This is a genomic window from Chromobacterium phragmitis (assembly GCF_003325475.1).
Lineage (GTDB): Bacteria > Pseudomonadota > Gammaproteobacteria > Burkholderiales > Chromobacteriaceae > Chromobacterium > Chromobacterium phragmitis.
The window spans coordinates 1,206,701-1,228,868 of sequence record NZ_CP029495.1; the positions used below are offsets into that span (position 1 = coordinate 1,206,701).

The following is a 22,168-nucleotide window of genomic DNA, read 5'->3' on the forward strand; positions in this document are numbered from 1 at the left end:
CTCCCGTCCCACCTGCAGGGTATAGGCCAGGCTGGGCAGCGCGTCGTCGTCCAGCAAGCGGCGCTCTATCGCCGCCAGCAAGTTGGCCGCCATGATGGGCAGCCGCGAGCGCTCGCGCGCCGACAAAACGATCAGCCAGCCCGCGCCGGCGTTCGCGCGGCGGACAACGGCCGGCATCGGATACGCCTCGATGATCGCGTGCGCGTTCACGCCGCCCGCGCCGAAGCTGCTGAGGCCGGCGACGCGGAGCCGCTCCGCGCCGTCCGCTCCGATGGCAGGCCAGGGCGTCAGCGCTTGGTTGACCGTGAACGGCGTCGCGGCGAAATCGATCGCCGGATTCAGCGCGCTCGAGTGCAGCGATGGCGCGATGGCCTGATGCCGCATCTGCAGCAGCACCTTCAGCATGCCGGCGACGCCGGCCGCGCCTTCGCAATGGCCGATATTGGACTTCACCGAGCCGATCCGGCAGGCGCCGGCGGGCAGCGCCGGCCCCGCGTCGGCGAAGGCGCGGGTCAGGCCAGCGATCTCGACCGGGTCGCCGAGCTTGGTGCCGGTGCCGTGCGCCTCGACATAGCTGATATCCGCCGGCGCGACGCCCGCCCGCTGGATGGCGCCGCGGATCGCCCGCGCCTGCGCGGCGGGATTCGGCACGGTGTAGCCGCTGGCCCGGCCGCCGTGGTTGACCTCCACCGCGCGGATCACGCCGTGGATCATGTCGCCGTCGCGCTCGGCGTCGTCCAGCCGCTTGAGCATCAGCGCGCCCACGCCCTCGCCCGGAATGTAGCCGTCGCCGCCCTCGCCGAAGCTCTCGCAATGGCCTTTCGACGAAATGAATTGGCCGCGCGACAGCATCAGGTACTTGCTGGGATGCAGGCTGAGGTTGGCCCCGCCGGCGAAGGCGGCGTCGACCGCGCCGGACGCCAGCGCCTCGCACGCCATGCCGATGGCGACGAGGGAGCTCGAGCACATGGTGTCCACCGCCATCGCCGGACCGTTGAAGTCGCAAACATAGGACATCCGGCTGGCCACCGACGACGTTCCGCCTCCCAGGCCCATACGTTCGGACGCCTCGAGCGCGAACAGCGGGTACTCCTGCCCCATCACGCCCGCGTAGATGCCGACCCGGCCGCCGGCCGAGCCGTCGGAACGGGCGGCGCGCAGCGCGTCCCGCGTATAGCCCGCGTCCTCCATCGCCATCCAGCAATGCTGCAGGAACAGCCGCTCGAGCGGGTCCATCACCTCGGCCTCGCGCGGCGAAATCTGGAAGAACAACGGATCGAAAGCGTCGGCCTCTTCGATGAAGCCGCCCCATTTGCTGGAGATGGTGCCGGGCTCCCGGCCCGGGCTGTAATACTCCCGCCAGTCCCAGCGTTCGGCCGGAATCTCGGTGATGCAGTCCCGGCCCTCGCGGAGATTGTTCCAGAACGCGTCCAGGTCCCGCGCCTGCGGGAAACGCCCCGCCATGCCAACCACGGCCACCGCCGCGCCACGGCCGCCCGCGCGGTTCCCGGCCCGCGCCGCCGGTTTGGCCAGCCGCCTGAGCGAGGCGTTCTTTACCGTGGCCACGCAGCGCAGCGCATCGTCGTAAAGGGTCGCGTCCAACGCGATGAAATCCGGATTGACCCGCCGCGGCTTGGCCGCGACGACGGCTCGCGACGTCATCGGCCGCCACAGCGTCAGGTTCTCGATCAGCAAGGGCACGAAGGCATCCTGGCCATTGATCCCCTCGGCGTCGAATTGGTAGCAGACGTTCAGCAGCAGCGGATCCAGCGGCAGTTCCAGCGCATGCCGCTTGTCCGTCAGATCCACCTCGCTGACCAGCGTGCCGTCATCCAGCTCGAACGCGCGCCGGATGGAACGGAGCGCCGGACCGATTCCAAAGGCAGGCACCGCCTCGTACCAGCGCGCGATCTCATCTGCGGACAGCTCTCGACCTCGGGCTTGCAGCGCCTGCCAATCCAGCGCGGGCGGCTCGGCCCCGTCTGCGGAAACGATCCGGCCGTCGCAGCAGGGGCTCCACTCCGTCGCGCCGTCGACGCGCTGGCGCGCCTCGAACCCTTCCATCCCGTCCGCGCCGTCGAAACGAATCTCTATATCCACGCCCTGGTCTGCTCCCAGCGTCAGCGGGCCGCCGCTGAAGCGGACATCCCGCAAGCCGAACGGCCGGGGGGCGGCTTCGCCCCGCGCATGCAGCGCCAGGCAGGGATAGGTGATGCCCATCAGCGCGGGCTTGCCGTCGACCAGGTGGTCGGCGAGCTGCGGCTCGCCCGCCTCGAAACGATAGCGCGCGGCATCCGCCGGACGGATGGCGGAACGCTCGCCCGGAACCGCCTGAACCGCCGCCGGCGCGCTGCCGCGCAGGTGTTCAAGCAGCTCTTCTATCGTGTTGTGCTCGAACAGCAGGGTTGGATTCAGACGCCGGGTCAGCAGACCCTCCACGTCCTTCAGGATCGTCAGCATCTGCGACGAGCTCAGGCCCATGTCGAAGAAACCGCGGCGGGTGTCGAGCTGCCGCTCGCCGACGCCGAGGTGCCGGGCGAAGATCTCCAGCACCCCCCGCTCAAACGCGGACGCATCGGCAGCCCCGGGCTGCGCATCCGCGGCGCTGGCCGCGCGCGGCAGGCTTGTCCCGGCCGGCACCGCGCGCCGCGCGTCCAACCTTTCCCTGACACGCTTGCCGGTCAGCTCCGCCAGCGTCGCCACCCATCTGCCGGCCTCATCGTAGAAATCGATGTCCAACTTGCGGATGTCATTCGTGATCTCGATGCGGTCGAGCCGCACCCGCGCGACGCATGCGCCATTCAGCGGCGCCCGGGCCCGGAACGCGCCGTAATGCAGCGGCAGATACAGCGCCTGCTCGCCATCCGTCGCCGGCAAGGCCGATTCGAGTATCGACGAGGCCACCGCCGCGCCATCGATCAGCGTCGGATGAAAGACCGCATCGGCCAACAGCGAGCGATGCTCGGCGGGCACGCGCAGTTCGATCAGGCATCCCCAGTCGAAGCGGCGCGCCACGCCATCCGCGCGCATCAGCCCCTCATGCAGCAGTCCGCGCCCGCGAGCCTGCGCGTACAGCTCGTCCAAGTCCAGCCGCTGACGCGGCGCGGCCTCCAGCGCGGCGAGGTCCAGGTCCGGCTCGGGCCCCGCCAGGGATGGACGCAGTTCGGCCGCGCAATAGCGGTCGCCGGCCGCGCCCTCCGGCGCGACCTCGATCGAGTAGACGCCGTCTTCGGGGCCCGTCACGGTTATCGTCAGGCGGACTTCGCCGCCCTCCTCGACGAGGAGCGGACGATAGATGACCAGGTCGCGCAACTCGGCGGCGAAGCCGTCGATATGCAAGCCATCCCGCGCGATGGCCATCAGCAGATCGATATAGGCGAGCCCGGGCAGCACCCGCTGTCCGTGCACCCGATGCTGGGCGACGACCGGGTGGGATGCCTGGAGGGTAAGATCAAACGCTCTTTTCATGAATTTTTCCCCAGCTCGACTGGATCGGTGAATGATGGACGCCCCCTGCGTCCAGAAGGGACGGGGCCTGAACGGAGGCCGGCGCCGCCGCGCGCGGGAAGCGGCGGCGTTGCATCGACGGCATCGGCAGCCCGTGGCGGCGCTGCGCGTAATCCGCGCCCGGCACGAACTCCTCGACGATCAAGTGGCAGTTGGTGCCGCCGTCAGGGAAGCAGCTCTGCGCCGCCGCCCTCGGCTTACCCGGTCCGCCCGGCCACGCCAGCGTTTCGCGGTTGAAGCGGGCGCGGGACGCCTCGAAGTCGTAGTGTTCGAACGGCCGCTCGGCGCACAGGCTGGGCGCGATCTGGCCGCGCTCCACGCTGAGCGCGCAGCGGACGAAGCCGGCGAGGCCGGAGGCCAGCAGCAAGTGGCCGACGGCCGGCTTCACCGAGCCGATCGGGCACGGCGCCAGTCCGGCGTCGTCTAGCCGATAGGCGTGCGACAACGCCTTTATCTCGACCGCGTCGACCACCGCCGATCCGCCGCCGTTCACCTCGATGTAGCCGACATCCTCCGGGCGCTTGCCGGCGGCGGCCAGCGCCCGCAGCATCACCTCGCGCTGCGCTTTCATGCTGGGCGAGCCCGGTCCGAGCGTGCGCCCGTCGTTGTTGATCTCCAGCGCCTTGACCACCGCATGGATGCGGTCGCCGTCAGCCTGGGCGCGCTCCAGCGTCTTGCAGACCACCGCGACCACGCCCTCTCCGAGCACGTCGCCGGCGGCGTCGCGGTCGAAGATGCGGAACGCGCCGTCGGGGCTGAGGATATTGCGCGCGGCGAACAGATCATGCGCCCGAGAAGTCGTCAGCAGGCTGGTCGCGCCGACCAGCGCCATATCGATCGCGCCGCCGCGCAAGGCGTCGAAAGCGAGGGACATGCCGGTCAGGCCGGACGAGCACGCGGTGTCGACGACCAGGCTAGGGCCGGTGAAGTTGAAGCAACGCGAGATATTGCTCGCCAGATAGTTCTGGCCGACGCCGAGAATCGGATGGGCGGCGGCCGCCAGCCCCTTCTCATCGGCGGTGACCTGCAGCCGGCCGCCGACATAGACGCCGACCGGTCTGCCCGACAGCTCTGCCGTCGAATAACCGGCGTCGCACAACGCTTTCAAGCTTTCCTCCAGCATCAGTCGCGCCTGCGGATCCATCACCGCGGCGTCCGACGCGTGCAGGCCGAAATGCTCGGGATCGAAGCTGTCGATATCGTCCAGCCAGCCGGCGTGCACCTTGCCTTGCCCCCCTGGCCAGCGCGCGTCGCGCATCGTCGAAATCGCGGAACTCCCGCTGGTCTGCAGCCGCCAGAACGCATCGACGTCCGGCGCGCCCGGCAGGCGGACGGCCAGGCCGATGACCGCGATGTCGCCGGACTTGCCCTGAGGCGAACGGATCGCCGACGACAGTTTGTCTTCAGCCGGTTTCTCCCGCGCTTGGTCCGCCTCGGCCCGCGCCTGCGGATTGTCCTCCTCCGGAGAAACCGCCGCGGCCTCGCCGGAGAAATGGCCGGCCAGCGCGCTCTCGTGGGCGGCCGCCAGGTGTTCGCACAACTCGCCCAGCGTCGTGTATTCCAGCATCAGCGAGGGGGCGAGCTGCGCGCCGGTCAGCGAACTCATCCGTCCGATCAACTGCAGCACCATCACCGATTCGATGCCGTAGTCCGAGAACGGCACATCCCGGTCGGCAACCTGCTCCGCGGTGAACTTCAGTTCGGAAATCAGCATCTCGCGCATCCACGTTTCCGTGGCGGCTAGCAGCCCGGCGCGCGGCGGCGCCGAAGCGGCCTTCGCGGGCTCGACCGTTTCCCGGCCCCGCTCCGCCTGGACCGCGGCGGCAACCGGCCGTTCTGGCTCGGCGACCAGCGCTGCGGGATCGAAGCCTTCGGCATCGATGCAGCAAGGCGCGACGACAGCCGGGCCAGCGCCGGCCACGGCCAGCGCCACGCAGCGGTCAAGCAGCGCCAGGCCGGCTGCAGTCGAAACCGGTTTCAGCCCGCTCCTGCCGAAGGCCGGCATGGCATTGCCGACCGCCATGCCGGTTTCACCCCACGCCGGCCATTGCAGCGACAGCGCGCGCGCGTCTCCTAGCGCATGGCGATGCCGGGCGAAGGCGTCCATATAAGCGTTGGCCATCGCGTAATCGCTCTGGCCGGCGGCCAGGGCCGGCGCCAGCGCGGACACCGACGAAAACAGCATGAAGAAGCGCAGCCCTTCGCCGTCCAACCGCCGGTACAGCGCCGAAAGGCCGCCCATCTTGGGCTCGCAGACGGCCGCGATCTGCGCCGCCGGCTTGCTGATGAAGGCCGGGTCGGCGCTGGTCAGGCCCGCGCAATGGAACACGCCCGTCACCCGCCCCAGCGCGGCCTCGACCGCTGTCACGGCCACATCGACGCTGTCGTCCCCGTCCAGCGCGCAGGCCTGGTAATGCACGCGCGCGCCGCGCGCAGCGAGCGCCTGCAGCCGTTCCACCTTATCCCGGGCCCGCGGGCTCAGACCGCCGTCGGCCAGCAGCCGCGGCCAGGCTTCGGCCGGCGGCAGCGCCTCGCGGCCAATGACGCCGATGGCCTTCACGCCGGCCTTGGCGACATGCTCCGCCACCGCCGCGCCGATGCCGCCGGTTCCACCTGTGATCAACACCACGTCGTCGCGGCGGTAAACTGCCGCGACCGGCGGCGCTCCGACCGGCTCCATCGCCGGCGCGAAACGTTCGCCGCCGCGATAACGGCATGCTGCGGCCGGCCCGGCGCGGAATTCCCCCTCGATCTGCCCGGCCAGCGCCTCGACGGCCTCTGGGCTTTCGTCGCTGTCCATCGTCCCCGCGCGCGCCGCGCGGTATTCGGCCGACAACATTCGGTACAACCCTTCGGAGCGCGCGCCGCTCAAAGCCATCAGCTGGCGCGTGACTTGCAGCAGGCGGGGGCCCTGCGCGCGGTGATCGGCCAGAAACAGCTGCAGCAAGGCGATCTTGCCCAGTTCCGCCGCGCTTGACGCCTCGTAGTCCGCGTCGAGCGCAGTGACGTCGACGACGCCCAGCGGCGATCCGGCCAGCCGAGCGGCGAGATGACGGTAAGCGGCGCGGCCGCTGTCCTCGCGGAGGAAATCCGCCGCGACCGCCGAGGCGTCGCCGGTCTCCGAGCCGTGCACGATGTAAATCTTCTCCACCGATTCGGCGGCGCGCGAGAAAAGGCGACGCGCGACAGCCAGCGTGGCCGGCGTGCACAACACTGCCAACACGCCGTCCGCCAGACGTTCGCCGGCGGCGCTCGGCGACGGCTGCCATGTACGCGTAAAGATCGCGGTTCCGTCGCTCGAGGCTTGCGCATCGTCGAGCGCGGCAGGCGCCCAATAGCGCTCCCTGGCGAAGGGATAGAGCGGCAGCCTGACTCGGCGCGGCGCCGGCCCGCCTCGGTAAGCGGCCCAATCGACGGCCGAGCCGCCGACCCAGCCGCGCAAGGCAGCCTCAAGTCCGGCATCGGCAGACACTGCCGGCATGCCTGCGGCTGCCTTGGCGCGATATAGCGCGGCCTCTGCGGCCGGCGCGCGCCAGACCAGCACGCCGCCTTGCCCCTTCTCAGCCAGTCCGGCCTCAATCGCCTGCCAGCCGTCGCGCGCGGCGCGCAGCCGGTCCGCCAGTTCTTCCACCGACGCGGCCGAGAACGCCAACCGCTCGCGCATCGCCTCGCGCCCCGCCTGCAGCGTATGGGCGATGCCGGCGAAGTCGCGCAGCGCGCCCGACTCGATCCCGGCGAGCAACTGCCCGGTTTTTTCCAGCAACTGCGCGGCGGTCCTCGCCGACAGCGGCACCAGCCACTGCCGATCTGCCGCGCTCCGCGGCTCCGGCGCGTCGTCGAGGTGCTCGCGGATGATCAGGTGCGCGTTCGAACCGCCGGCGCCGAATGACGAAATCGCCGCGACGCGCAACGCGCCCGGCTGAGCGTTCCAATCGGCCAGCTCGCGCTGCACGCGGAACGGCGTGCGCCCGAAATCGATGTTCGGATTGGGCGTGTCCGCGTGCAACGACGGCGCCAGCTTGCGGTGGCGCATCTGCAGCACAATCTTCGACAACCCGGCGATGCCCGCCGCGCTTTCGGCATGGCCGATATTCGACTTGACCGAGCCGATCGCGCACGGCGCCTGAACATCGCGGCCGGAGAACGCCCGCACCAGGCCGGCGATCTCGATCGGATCGCCGAGCGCGGTGCCGGTGCCATGCGCCTCGACATAGCTGATCTCGCCCGGCTGGACGCGCGCTCGCCGCAGCGCGTCGGCGATCAGCGCGGCCTGGGCGTTCGGGTTCGGCACCGAATAGCCGTTGGTCTTGCCGCCGTGATTCACCGACGATGCGCAGATGACCGCGTGGATCGCGTCGCCGTCGGCGATCGCATCCGCCAGCGGCCGGATCAGCACCGCGCCGACGCCCTCGCCCGGCACATAGCCGCTGCCGCCCTCGCCGAAGCTGCGGCAACGCCCGTCTTCGGCCAGGAACCGCCCCTGGCCGAGGACCAGGTATTTGTTGGGATGCACGGTGACGTTGACGCCGCCGGCGATCGCGAATGCGCACTCGCCATCCGCAATGCTCCGGCACGCGAGATGGATCGCGCTCAGCGACGACGAGCACATCGTGTCCAGCGTCATGCTCGGTCCCTGGAAATCGCAGAAGTAGGACACGCGGTTCGCGATCGACGCGACATTGCCCGGAATCGCGAGCGGCCGGCCGAGGGCGGTCTGTTCCGCGCCGTAGAGTTGATACTCGTTGTACATCGCGCCGACGAACACGCCGACCGCCGCGCCCTCGGACGCGGGCATGCCGCCGCGCGACTGTGCCCTGCGCGACGCGTCGGCGATGGACGCGCGCGTATAGCCGGCATCTTCGAGCGTGTGGTACGCGCATTGCAGGAACAGCCTCTCCTGCGGATCGAGCACCTCGGCCTCTCGCGGCGAGATATTGAAGAACACGGTGTCGAAATGGTCGACACCGTCGATGAAGCCGCCCCACTTGCCATTAGTCTTGCCCGGCTGGAACGCGCCCGGCTGGAAGTAGCGATCGTGGTTCCAACGCGCAGACGGAATCTCGGTGATGCTGTCGCGTCCCGTTCGCAGGTTCTCCCAGAAAGCGTCCAGGTCGGCGGCTTGCGGGTAACGGCCACTGATGCCGATGATCGCGAACGCGCCGTCGGTTTCAGCGCCGCGCCGCTCGGCGGTAGCGGGAACGGTTGCCGTCGTGTCCATGCGGCCCGCTTCCCGACTTGCCGGCGTCGACGGCGCGGTGGCTTGCGTGGAGGAAACCGGGACGCTCCGCTCCATGACCTGGGCCGGAGCCAAGACGCCCGCCAAGCGCTCGGCATGCTGCTCGACAAAGTAGCCGCACAGCGCGCCCAGCGTCCTGTATTCGAAGAACAGCGTCTTAGACAGCGGCCCGAACACGGTCTCGAGCTTGCTCGTCAGCCGGACGACCATGATCGAATCGATGCCATAGCGCTCGAGCGGCTCATGCTCGTGCAGCCGGTGCGCCGGCAGGCCGAAAATGTCGGCGAGCAGTTGCTTGAAGTAATCGACCGTCGCGCCGAGCAAATCCGCCGGCTCGCTGGGCGCGGTCTGCGCGACGGGCGGTTCCGATGCCGGCGCCGCCGTCTCGGCGACAAGGCCGAAGCGGGCAAGCGCCGCGCCGCGGTCGCCCTCGGCCACCAGAATCTGCGTCAGGCTCAGGCCCAGCCCCTGGCGCAGCGCAGCCAGCGCGGCGCGCGTGCTCAAAGGCCGCACGCCACGTTCGCGGAACAGCCGCGCCTCGGTCTGCGGATCGGGACGCATCCCGCCGTTTTCCCACAGCGACCAATCCACCGACAGCGTGTGGCCACGCCGCTCGCCGCAGGCGACCAAGGCGTTGCGATGGCGCGCGAAACCGTCGAGGAAGGCGTTGGCCGCCGCGTAGTCGGCCTGGCCGACATTGCCGGTCACCCCGCTCGCCGACGCGCACAGCACAAACAGATCAAGCGCCAGGTGGCTCGTCGCCTGGTCCAGGTTGACGGCGCCGGCGACCTTCGGCGCGAATACGCGCGACAGCTCGTCGGCGCGCTTGTTGACGATGAAATTGTCCTCGATCAGCCCCGCGCAATGGACCACGCCGTCCAGCCGTCCATGCGCGGCCTCGATCGCGGCGACGAGCACCCGGACATCATCCAGGCGCGAGATGTCCGCCCGGCGGTATTCGACCCTGGCGCCCAAACCGGCCAGATCGTCCCGCGCCTCTTCTCCCGGCGCGCTCCGTCCAACCAGCACCACGCGCGCGGATGGCGCGGTCTCGACGATGTCGCGCGCGAGAATGCGCCCTATCCTGCCCGCGCCGCCCGTTATCAGGTAGCACGCGCCGTCGCGCCAGATCGGGCGCGCGCCGGCGTCTGGTTCAATGACCGACCACGCTGCGGCCAAACGCCGCCCGCCGTCGATCCATACCGCGCGGCGGCGGGGATCGGCCGCCGCGCGCGCGATTTCCCGCGCAGCCGCCGCATCGATCGCCTTCACCGCGAACGCCTGCCCCCTGAACCCGGGGTTCTCCTGCTCGGCGGTCTTCAATATCCCGTCCAGCGCCAGCGGCAGCGCGTCGCCTGGCCAGCCGGCGGCGACAACCAGCAGATGCGCGCCGACTTTCGCCGCGCCGGCGGCCAGATGGCCTCGCGCGCGCTCAAGCACCTCGACGGCGGCAGCCTCGAATGCCGCCGCCAGCGCCAGTCCTTCCGCGCCCTTCGCGCTGACCGGCAATACGCGCATCGAGACACCCGGCATCGCGCGGGCCAACTCGGCCGCGACCGCGCCATCGCCGTTCGCATCCAGGATCAGCGCCTCCCGGCGCGCCAAGCCGGCGCTCCACTCGGCCGGCTCCGCATCGATGCCCGCATCCTCGCGCCACTCGCAAGACAGCAGGATGGGCTCGCTCGAAGCGCGGCCATCCGGACCGGACGGCCCGATCTCGCGAGCGGACAATCCGCCGAGACGGACGCGTAGCCGGCCGGCCTCATCGTGCAAATCGGCGTTGAGCTTGCGCGCGGCGCCCTCGCCCGACATCGTCAGACGGGCCCACATGCGCCCGCAGGTCGGGCCGAACACCTCCACGCTGTCCAACGCGAACGGCACGCTGGACGGCAGCTTCCCATCGGTCTCGCCGGACTGCTGGAGGAACCACCCGGCTACCGCCTGCAATGCGCCGTCCACCAGCGCCGGATGCAGCGCGTGGGCGCGTCCGCCCGCCGACAGCGCGCCGCCCAGGCCGGCTTGCGGCGCGAGCTCCTCCGCCGGCAAAACGGCCGGCAGGCGCAGCAGTGCGAGGCATTCCTCCTCGCCTGCGTGCACGGACTCTATCGCGCGGCATCCTTCGCCGTAAGCCAGCCCGGCCGCCTCGAACGCGGCGTAGCATGCTTCGGCGGCAATCGCGCGCGGGCAACGCGCCCGGACCGCGGCGATGTCCAGCGTCTGGGCCGGCAAATCGTCAGTCCGCGCCGCCACCACGCCCTGGCAATGCGTCGTCGCGGCCTGCAAGTCGCCGGAGCGGCTGGAGATGGTGAAGGCGAACGCGCCGGTTTCGCCGGAAGCCATCGGCTCCAGGCGGGTTTCCAGCACGCGGGCGGCCGCCTCGTCCGCGACGAACGGCGCCATCCAGCCTATCTTGCCCAGCGACGCGAAACGGATGCCGGCGCGCAGATGCGCCGGCAACGCGCGTGCGGCGGCGGCGAGCGCCATCTCCAGATAGGCCACGCCCGGCAGAATGCGCCTGCCGTGGATCACATGGTCGGCCAGCACGCGTTCGCGGCCGGTGAATGACGATTCGAACGCCAGTCCGCCCTCATCGCTCTTCCGCGCATGCAGCAAAGGATGCAACGACGGCTCCGCGGACAAGCCTGCTTGAGATTCCGCGCCCCGCGCCCAGTAATGCTGCCGATCGAAAGGATACGTCGGCAGCCTCAGTCGCATCGGCGTGGCGTCCCGATAGCGCAAGCGCCATGGAATCGGATAGCCCTGGCGATAGAAATCGGCCAGCGCGCGCAGCGCGGCCTCATGGCCGTCGGCCAGCGACTCGGCGGCGAGATCGTCTCCCAGTTGCCGGACCAGCGACTCGACCACCTGCTCGATCGCCGGCTGCGCGAGATCGCGCCCGTCGTAGCGTCCGATGAAGGCCCTGCCCTCGAACGCCTCCGCCGGCAAAGCGTCGCTCTCCCCGGAGCGCGCATCTGCCGGCTCCAGGCGCGCCGCCAGCAGGCGCGCCAGCAGCGCGGCCGCCTCAGACCGGTCGGATGCGACGATCGCGCAGCGGTATTCGAAATGATGCCGTCCCTCGAACAGCGTATGGGCCAACGCAGACAGGGAGAGCGGCTCATCGCCGCCCAGCACGCCGACCAGCTGCCGCGCGCGGGCGCACAGCGAGGCGATGGAACGCGCCGAGAACGCCAGCAGATAGGCCGGAGCGGGTTGGAAGCGCTGCTCGGCGCGCCGCTCGCCGGCGGCTAGGTCGCGCATCACGACGTGGGCGTTGGTGCCGCTCATGCCGAAAGCGCTGACGCCGCCGTGGCGCGGCCGCTTGTCGTCGGCCGGCCAGGCGCGCGCTTCGCGGTTGACGAACAGCGCGCTGTCCTGCCAGTCGATGAAGCTATTCGGTGTTTCGAAATGCAGGCTGGGCGGAATGGCGCCGCGGCGCAACGCCGACAACAGGCACAGCGCGCTGACCAGGCCGGACGCTGCCAGCGTGTGACCGAAATTGGTCTTGGTGGAGGTCAGCGCGCAATGCGGCCCCTCCGCGGATTTGCCGAACACCTCGGCCAGCGCGTTGACCTCGACCGCGTCGCCGAGCGAAGTGCCGGTGCCGTGGGTGACGACGTAGTCGATCTGCCGCGGCGACAGCCCGCAAGCCTCGTAGGTCTCCTTCAACAGCCTGGCCTGGGCGGCGCCGTTCGGCGCGGTGATGCCGTTGGTTTTGCCGTCGTAGTTGATGCGGCTGCCGGCGACGACCGCCAGCACCGGATCGCCGTCGGCCAACGCGGCCGACAGCTTCTTGACCACGATGGCCGCGACCGCCTCGCCCGGCGCCATGCCGTTCGCGCGCTGGTCGAAGGTATGGCAGCGGCCGTCCGGAGACAGCATGCCGGCTTCATCCAGCCGCGTGAACGCTTCCGCCGTCAGCATCAGGTGCGCGCTGCCGACGAGGGCAATGTCGCACTCCCCCAGCCTCAGGCTTTGGCAAGCCTGGTGCAGGGCGACCAGGCCCGACGAGCAGGCGGTGTTGATCGTCACCACCGGGCCTTTGAAATCGAGCAAATAGGCCAGGTGAGACGCCGTGATCGCGCTATGGTGCGCGGTGATGGAACCGCCGCCGCCAAGCCGGAAATACTCGCCCTCCTCCAGGCCGACGAAAACGCCGGCGCGCTGCGAAGCGAGATGGGACGGGCCGATCGCCGCATCCTCGAATGCCCGCCACGACTCTTCCAGCAGCAGCCGCTGCCGCGGGTCCATCTCCTCCGCAGCCCGCGGTGAAACGCCGAAGAACAGCGGGTCGAAATCGCCCGGCGCGCGCAGCGAGCCGAAACGGTAGCCGGCCGGCGCGCGCTCGCCGCTGACGGCGTCGCGGCCATCAAGCAGGGTCTGCCACATTTCATCTATCGAGTCGGCCTGCGGAAAGCGTCCGCTGGCGCCGATGATGGCGATCGGCTCTGCCATTGCCTGCGCCGGAAGCGCTTCCCGGGGCTGGACAGCGGACACGGCCGACAGCGCTCTCGCTGCGCTGCCGTCCGCAGCCGGAGACGCCGCGGCAGACGGTTTCCCGCCCGCTTTCGCTGCGCGTCTCTCCAGCAGCGGCCCGCTGTGCCGGCCTGCCAGATGGGCAGCGAGCTTGCCCAGCGTGGGATGGCTGAAGAACAGCGCCGGCGTGACCGGCACGCAGAGGTGTTCCTGCATCTTCCTGGCCAGCCGGGCCAGGCCGATGGAGTCGAAACCGTAGGTGTTGAGCGCCTGGTGGGAGGCCAACTGCGAAACGGGAATCTGCGACAAGCCGCTGGCCAACTCCTTCAACTCCATCAATAGTTCTCGCGCCAGCTGTCCTTCGTCGCCGGACGAATCGCCGTTCTCGCCGCCGCCCACGGCCGCGACCTCGGCGACCACCCGCTCGACGCGCGCCGCCTGGGCCTGGGCAGGAGCCAGCTCGCCCCTGGCCGGGGCCAGCGTCGCCAGCCGGTCCAGCCGCGACGCGTCGCCATACAGCAGCGCGATCTGTTCGATGCCGCCGCCCAGCGCAGACTCGAAGAACGGCAGGCCGACATCGGCGCTCAACAGCGTCTGCCCGCTGCTTTGCAGATACCGCGCAAGCGCGCGCGCCTCATCCGAGCCCTCGGCCGCCCGCACCGGTCCCATGCCGCCTTCCTTCCACAACGGCCAGCCTATGCATACCGTGCGCCCATGCCGCTCGCACTGCGCCGTCCGCTGGTTGCGCAAGGACGCGTGCGCCATCAGGAAACGATTGGCGATGCTGTAGCTGGCAGCGCCCATATCGCCGAGCAAGGCCGACGTCGAGCCGAAATAGCAGGCGAAAACCAAGGGATCATCCGCCGTGACCGCGTCGACGATCTCCGCGCCGCGGGCTTTCGCCGCCAGCGCGTCGCGGAACTCGCCGGGGCCGGCCTCGAGCAGCGTGCCGCCCTCTTCTGCGCCGGCCGCATGCAGGAAGGCCTCGATCGGGCCGAAAGCCTGCCTCGCCTCCCTGACCGCCGCGTCCATTTCGGCGCGGCTCGCCGCGTCGGCCTGAAAATAACGGACCTGCGCGCCATCGGCGCGCAAGATGCCCAATCTCGCGTCGAGCTCCGCGCTCAGCGGCGAGCGGCCGGTCAGCGCCAGCCTGACGGCCGCGCCATGCGTGCGGGCCAGGTAGCCGGCGAACAGCATGCCCAGACGGCCGCCCCCGCCCGTGATCAACCAGGTGCGAGCGCGCGCCGACGGCAGCGCCCCGCCCGCCGACGGCGCCGGCAGCGCGACGCGTTCGCGCGCGAGCGCCAGCCGCTCTTCGTCTTCGTACAGCACGCTGCCCGCGTTCGACGCCAGCCATTCGGCCAGCACATGGCCGAACAAGGCGCGCATCGACCGCTCATCGTGCTGCACATCCGTTTCCACGATCACCGGGAACAAATCGGTGTCCGGCATGGATTGGCGCGACGAGCGTTCGAACCCGACCCAGGCCTCGGCCCGGCAGCGCTCGATCGCGCTGCGGCAGGCCAGCGCCGCCAGCACCCGCGAGGGATGGCGCTGCGCCCGGCACAGGGCCTGCAGCAGCGCGGCGAACACATCGGGGCGTCCGGCCAGCGCCGGCTCCTCCAGAGGCCACAGATAGAGCACGCCGTCCACCTCGCCGTGCTCGCGGACCAGCGCCGCGCACATGTCGGCCAGCTGCCGCGGATCGTCCGGGTTGGCTGCGTTGACGCCGCCCGGCAGGGGCGAAGCCTGCTGCCGCGAAGCGAACACCAGCCGGGTGCCCGGCATCCGCGCGGCGGACAGCTCAGCGAACCGCGTCTGCCACGCGGGCTCGGACAGGCAGCACAGCACCACGCGCGGCGCGGAAGCCAGCGCGGCCGGCGCCGCGGCGGCATGCCAGCGCTCGATGAGGCCGATCAGATCCGCCTGCGGCGCGGAAGCCGCGCGCGGCTCGATCGCCCAATGGCGTACGCGCGCGAACGGATAGGCGGGCAGCGGCACGCGGCGGAGATGCCGGCCGCGCGGCAAGGCCTGCCAGTCCAGCTTGTCGCCGGGTCGCTCGGTCCACCGCTCGGCCAGCGCGACCAGATCGCCGGCGGCCAGCGCGCGCTCGTCGTCCCGCTCCGAGGCGGAACGGTCTGCGTCATCTTCTCCCGCCTCTTCGCGGCTGAAGCGCACAATGCCCGCAGCGGCCGGTCGGCCTTCCAGAATGTCATCCAGACACGCGGCCAACGCTGCGCGCGAGTCCGCGACGATGGCGAGCCGATCGTCCAGTTGTTCGCGCCCCGTCTGCAGCGTGTAGGCGATGTCGGCCAGCGACAACGCAGGCTCGGACGCCAGGCGTCCGGCCAGGCGGCGCGCCGATTCCATCAGGCGGTCGCGGTTGCGCGCCGACAGCGGAATCAGTTGCCGCCCGCCCGCTTCGGCGCGGGGGCGGCTGTCGACGTACTCCTCCAGCACCACGTGGGCGTTTGCGCCGGAAAAGCTCAGGCTGCTGACGCCGGCGCGGCGCGGAATCGGCCGGCCGTCCTCGTCCTGCAGCGCCTGCCACGGCTGCAGGCGGTCCACCACGTAGAACGGGCTGCCTTCCAGCCGGACATAGGCATTCACCTCGTCGAAATGCAGGTTCGCCGGCAAGGCGCGGCGCTTCATCGCCAGCACGATCTTGAACAGCCCGGCCATGCCTGCCGCGGCCTCCAGGTGGCCGATATTGGTCTTCACCGAGCCGATGCCGCAGCGATGCGCATGCCGCGAGGGGCCGTAACGCTTGGCGAGTTCGGCGAAGGCGCTCTTCAGCGCGTTGACCTCGATCGGGTCGCCCAGCGGCGTGCCGGTGCCGTGCGCCTCGATATAGGTGATGGTGGCCGGATCCACGCCGGCGCGGGAATAGGCGTCGACCAGCAGCGCGGTCTGCGCGACAGGGTTGGGCGCGGTCAACGACGAAGCCCGGCCGCCGTGGTTTTCCGCCGTGGCGCGGATGACTGCGTGTATCGTATCGCCGTCCGCCTCCGCCCGGGACAGGCGCTTGAGCACGACGGCGCCGGCGCCTTCGCCCCTCACATAGCCGTTCGCCCGCTTGCTGAAAGTCTTGCAGCGACCGTCCTCGCTGAGCATGCCGGCGTCGCTGAACGACAGCGTCAGGAAGGGGCTCGCCATCACATTGACGCCGCCGGCGATCGCCATGTCGCAACCATGCCGGCGTATCGCCTCCACCGCGCGGTGCAGCGCGATCAGCGAGCTGGAGCATGCCGTATCGACCGGCTGGCTCGGCCCGCGCAGATCCAGCAGGTAGGAAATGCGGTTGGCCAGGACCGAATGCGACAAGCCCGTCGACGAATAGGCGCTGATCTTCTGCCCGGACTCGACCAGCAGGTTCAGGTAGTCCAACGCGCCGACGCCGATATAGACGGCGGCGTTCTTGCCCGCCAGTTCGGCGTTGGCGTAACCGGCGTCGGCGATGGCGCTGTACACCACTTCCAGCGCGATGCGCTGCGCCGGGTCCATCAACTTCGCCTCGTGCGGCGAAATGTTGAAGTAGAGGCTGTCGAACTTGTCGATATCCTCGATGAAGCCTCCCCACTTCGCTCGCGTCTTGCCGCCCTCGGACGGGTCGCCATACAGCGACTGCCAGCTCCAGCGGTCCGGCGGCACCTCGGAAATCAGATCGTCCCCGGCTTCGAGATGGGCCCAGAACCGCTCCAGGTCGGGCGAGCCCGGCAGCACGCCGGCCATCCCCACGATCGCGATCGGCTCGTCTTCCGCCGCGCCCTCTCCGCGCGGAACGGCTGACGGGGCCGGCAGAGCCGGCGGTTCGACGCTGTCGGCCTGAACCGGCTCCATCCTCGCCGCCGGCTCTGCTGCAGCCCGCGCGGCTTCCACGGCAACGCCGTACTCGCCGGCCAGATGGCCCGCCAGCGCGGCGATGGTTTTGTGCTCGAAGAACAGCGCCGGCGTAACGTCGATGTCGTATTCGCGGTTGATCCGATTCGCCAGCTCGACGAAGGTTATCGAGTCGAAGCCGTAATCGGCGAGCGGCGTCGCCGGATCGAAACGGCCGGCGTCGCGTTTCAGCACCTCGCCGGCCAGCGCCTTCAGCGTCTCCGCCAGCCGGTCTTGCCCGCCGGCGCGCGCGGGAGCGGGCGGCGATGGTTGCGCGACAGCAGCCGCAACAGTTTCGGAACGGCCGGCGACGCCGTGCTCATCCGCCAGATAGCGCGCCAACGCGGCGATAGTCTTGTGCTCGAAGAACAGCGCCGGCGTGACGTCGATGTCGTATTCGCGGTTGATCCGGTTCGCCAGCTCGACGAAGGTGATCGAGTCGAAGCCGTAGTCGGCGAGCGGCGTCGCCGGATCAAAGCGGCCGGCGTCGCGTTTCAGCACCTCGCCGGCCAGCGCCTTCAGCGTCTCCGCCAGCCGGTCTTGCCCGCCGGCGTGCGCGGGCGCGGACGGCGATGCTTGCGCGACGGCAGCAGCCGCCGGTTCGAAACGGCCGGCAACGCCGTATTCGCCCGCCAGATGACGCGCCAGCGCAGCGACGGTCTTGTGTTCGAAAAACAGCGCCGGTGTGACATCGATGTCGTATGCGCGGTTGATCCGGTTGGCCAGCTCGACAAAGGTAATGGAATCGAAACCGTAATCGGCGAGCGGGGCGTCGGCGCGGATGGTCCCCGGCGCGCGGCGCACGACTTCCTCCGCCAGCGAGGCGAGCTCGGCGTCCGCGCGGCGGGCCGGCTCGGAAACCGGAGCGGCCTCCCGGGCGCGCTCAAAAGACGCGCCTATCGTTTTGGATAGTTTGGCCAGATCGCCCGCCGCGACACATAGCGACGACGGATGCGCCGGCGACGCGCCGAACAGCACCTCCATGCCCTGGGCGAAAGCCAGCGGCTCGGCCCCCATCGCGCTGCGCATCAGGATTTCGCCCTGCTCGCCGATGCGCATGCCGCCATCGCGCCAGTAAGGCCAATTAATGGACAGCGTCCGCCCCGCGCGGCGCCCTTGCCCGACCAGCGCGTTGCGGCGCTCGGCGAAGTGGTCGAGGTACTCGTTGGCGAACGCGTAGGCTGCCTGGCCCACCGTGCCGGCCAGCGACGAGATGGACGAGAACAGAATCATGAAATCGAGCGGATCGCTCCGCGTCGCCTCGTCGATGAGCCGCGCGCCGCTCGTCTTGGGATCGATCACTGCGTCAAGCGACGCCAGCTCCTGCTTCGCGATCAGGCTGTCGCGGATCGCGCCGGCGGCATGGATCACGCCGTTGATGGCCCCGAACTCCGCGCGCGCCAGCGCGCACAGCCGATCGACATCCTCCGCCTTGGCCGCATCGGCCTGGACATAACGGAAGGCGCCCGGCAAACCGGACAACCCGGCCTGCTCGATCGCGCGGGCAGCCTTTTCCGGCGAGGAACGGCCGCAGGCGACAACCTTGGCCCCATAGCGGCGTTGCATCTCGGCGGCGATGCGCAGCCCCAACGCGCCCGCGCCGCCGGTAACCAGATAGACGCCGCCCTCGCGGAACAAGCCGCCGGCCGCGGCCGGCGTCTCCCAGCGTTCGACGCGCCGCACCTGACGCGCGCCGTCGCGATAACGGACCAACCACTCGCCCGGAGCCGGCGCGCAGGACAGCTCGCGCGCGACGCGACGGGCCGACTCCGCCGCCAACGGGTCGCGCGCAGCGAGCACGCTGGCCGCGAAGCCCGGCTGCTCGCGTCCAAGCACGCGGGAAAAGCCGGCGAACGCCAGCGTTTCCGCCACATCCGTCCGGCCATCCTCGTCCGCGACCAACAGCAGCCGCGCGCGTTCGATGCCCTTGCCGCGCAAGGCCCGCAACAAGCGGTACAGCGGACGGAGCGATGCCGCGCCGCCGCCGGGAAACGCACCGGGCAAGAACAGCAGGCGCGGCGGTTTCGCCGCGTCCAGGCTAGCCGCCAGCCGCTCCCAGTCGGCTTCCGACTCCGGATCGACGCGGATCGCGCGCTCATCGGCCGACGCCACAACGGAACCACTGGCCAACGCGACGCGCAGCGGCTCGCCGCCTAGCGCCGCCTCCAGCGCGGCGGCGCGCTCGCCCCGGGCCGAGAACACGACGGTCCGGCCTTGCGCGGCATCCTGGCGCCCCAGATCAGCCGCCCGCCAGGCGGGCGCGAACATATGGAGCGTGGACGGTTTGTTACGGCTGTACGGCCGGTACGACAGTTCGCGCATCGCCGCGAGCACGCGCCCGTCGTCGTCGACGATGTCGATATCGAAGCGTTTCTCGGCGAACTCCGACGCCGCGTGGTTGCCGGACACCCGCGCATAAGCATGGCAGCGCGCCGTCAACGGTGCGTAGACGGTGATTTCATTGAGCGCGTACGGAATGTAGAGCCTGCCGTCGGCCGACGGATCGCCCAGCAAGCCGAGCAGGCTCTGCAGAGCGCCGTCCATCAGCGACGGATGCAGCGTGTAGGCGGAAAGATCGCCGCGCAGCGCTTCCGGCAGAACCAAGCTCGCCAGCGACTCGGACTCGCTCCAATGCAGCGACTCGAGCGTGCGCAGCCCCGGCCCGTAGCGCAGCTCGTTGCGGTCGAACACGCGGTAGCAGTCCTCCGCCGTCCACGCATGGGCGCACCGGGCCTTGATGCCGGCCAGATCCAACACCGGCGCGCTGGCCGGCGCCGGCACGAAACGGATGCGCCCTTGGGAATAGGATTCGCCGCTCGCGTCGCCGCGCCCGCCGACCCGGTAGGCCAGGCCGCGGGACGTCGTTTCGAGCTCGATCTGCATCGCCTTCGGCCTATCGGTCACGATGAGCGGCCGGATCCAGGCGACGCCGTAAATCTGCGCCAGTTTGCCCGGCGAAACGCCGCGGGCCTCGTCGCGCGACAATGCCTCGGCGGCAATGGCCATTTCCAGGTGCGACACGCCCAGCAGAGTCGGCGCGCCGGACACGATGTGGTCCTTCAGATAGACTTCGCCGCCGTCGAAAATGTGGCCGAAGCGCGGTTTCCCGGCTTCGGACAGATCCACCGAAAGCAGCGGATGCAAGCCGCCGGCGTCTCCGGCGCCCGTCGTTTCCTCATTGACCGGCCAATACCGGTCGTCCGCGAACGCATAGCCGGGCAGCGGCGCCCGCCTGCGCGCCGCGACGTCGTGCCAAGCCGCCCAATCGACGGTCCCGCCCGCCACCCACGCGCGCGCAACGCGCGCCGGATCGTCGCCGCGGGCCGGCCGCAGCGGCTCGACGGTTTCGCCGTCCGCCTGCGGACGCGCCTCCCCGGTGAAAATCGCGCCGCCATCCCCTGCTCTGTCGAGGAAGCGCCGCAGTTGCAGCTCGAGCTCGGACAGAGTGGGGCAGATGAAGGCCGCGCGCGAGGCCATCGCGCTGCGGCCGACCTGCAATGTGTAGACGATATCGGCCAGCGCGGGCGGCGAATCGGTCTCGGCCAGCCAACGCAGCAGACGTGCCGCCTGCGCCCGTAGACGCTCCGGCGTGCGCGCCGACAAAACCGCCAACGTTTCGCCGCCAGTCGCGGGGGCGGCGTCCGGCGCGGCCGAGGCGCGCGCGTCGACATACTCCTCAAGCAGCAGGTGGGCATTGGTGCCGCTGAACCCCAGCGAGGTCACGCCGGCGCGGCGCGGATGCCCCTCCGCCGGCGGCCACGCCTCCAGCGACGGAATCATGCGGAACGGGCTGTTGTCGAAATCGATCAGCTGGTTCGGCTGCGCCAGATGCAACGACGGCGGCAGTTGCCCGTGGCGCAGGCACAACGCCGCCTTGATCAGCGAAGTGACGCCGGCCGCGATCTGCGCGTGGCCGATATTGGTCTTCACCGATCCGATCGCGCAGAACCGTTTCTTGTCGGTCCGCTTGCGGAAGACCGAGGTCAGCGCCTCCAATTCAATCGGGTCGCCCAGCCTCGTGCCCGTGCCGTGCGCCTCGATATAGCCTATCGTTTCCGGATGCACGCCGGCGCGCGCCTGCACATCGGCCACCAGCGAGGCCTGCGCGTACGCGCTGGGCACCGTGATGCCGGGCGTCTTGCCATCCTGGTTGATGCCCGAACCGCGGATCACCGCATGGATCGTATCCCCGTCCCGCCGCGCGTCGGCGAGACGCTTGAGCACGACGGCGCCCACCGTCTCCGACAGCACGATGCCGTTGGCGCCGTTGTCGAAAGTCTTGCACACCCCGTCAGGCGACAGCATGCCCAGCCGCGACGCCTGGATGAACAGCTCAGGCGTGCTGAACACCATCGCGCCGCCCGCCAGCGCGACATCGCTAGTGCCGCTGGCCAGGCTCTCGCACGCCATGTGCACGGCGACCAGCGACGAGGAGCAGGCAGTGTCGACGGCGACCGCCGGCCCTTTCAGATTCAGGAAGTACGACAGCCGCGCGGCGAGGATGGAGCCGGTATTGCCGGTCAGGCTGTAGGCGTCCACCGGCACGTCTTCGTCGCGCAGCAGCGTCAGGTAATCGCCCGTCACGCAGCCGACGAAGGCGCCGCACTTGCGGTCCGCCCAGCTGTCGGGCGCATAGCCCGCATGCTCGATCGCTCGCCACGCCTCCTGCAGGAACAGCCGCTGCTGCGGGTCCATCAGCAGCGCCTCGCGCGGGCTGATGTTGAAGAAGTCGGCGTCGAAGCCGGCGATGTCGTCGATGAGGCCGGCCCACTTGCTGTAGCTCTTGCCGACGACGCTACGGTCCGGATCGTAGAACCCCGCGGCGTCCCAGCGGCTGGACGGAATGGGCGCGACGCTGTCGCGCGCGGCCGTCAGGTTGTGCCAGAAGGCGTCGGTGTCGTTGGCGCCGGGGAAGCGGCCGGACATGCCGATGATCGCGATGTCGGTCCATCCGCCTGCCGTCCCTTCCGCGGCGGCCGGCGCGCTGCCGGCCGCGATCAGATCCCGCCCCTGCTGCGGCGAAAGGCGGCCATCTTGAACAAGGCGCAGGATATCAATATGGGTGATAGGCAT

The 22,168-nt window shown here is 70.1% G+C and carries 2 protein-coding genes (1 of these 2 only partly in view); both read right to left on the reverse strand.

Annotation, left to right across the window (positions count from 1 at the left end; translation table 11 throughout):
* On the reverse strand, positions 1–3,468 hold the start of the coding sequence (locus DK842_RS05870; RefSeq protein WP_114060628.1) for a beta-ketoacyl synthase N-terminal-like domain-containing protein. It extends 3,687 nt beyond the left edge of the window; the window shows 3,468 of its 7,155 coding nt (coding positions 1–3,468); it begins with the start codon at positions 3,466–3,468; the stop codon falls past the left edge of the window.
* Complete coding sequence (locus DK842_RS05875; RefSeq protein WP_114060629.1) at positions 3,452–22,168, reverse strand: SDR family NAD(P)-dependent oxidoreductase; 18,717 nt, start codon at positions 22,166–22,168, stop codon at positions 3,452–3,454. The genes DK842_RS05870 and DK842_RS05875 overlap by 17 nt, the downstream gene beginning before the upstream one ends.

What these genes read in the sequence shown, in the direction of transcription:
- DK842_RS05875 (WP_114060629.1), bottom strand. Translation starts at nt 22,168, where the DNA reads ATGCCTATCACCCATATTGATATCCTGCGCCTTGTTCAAGATGGCCGC.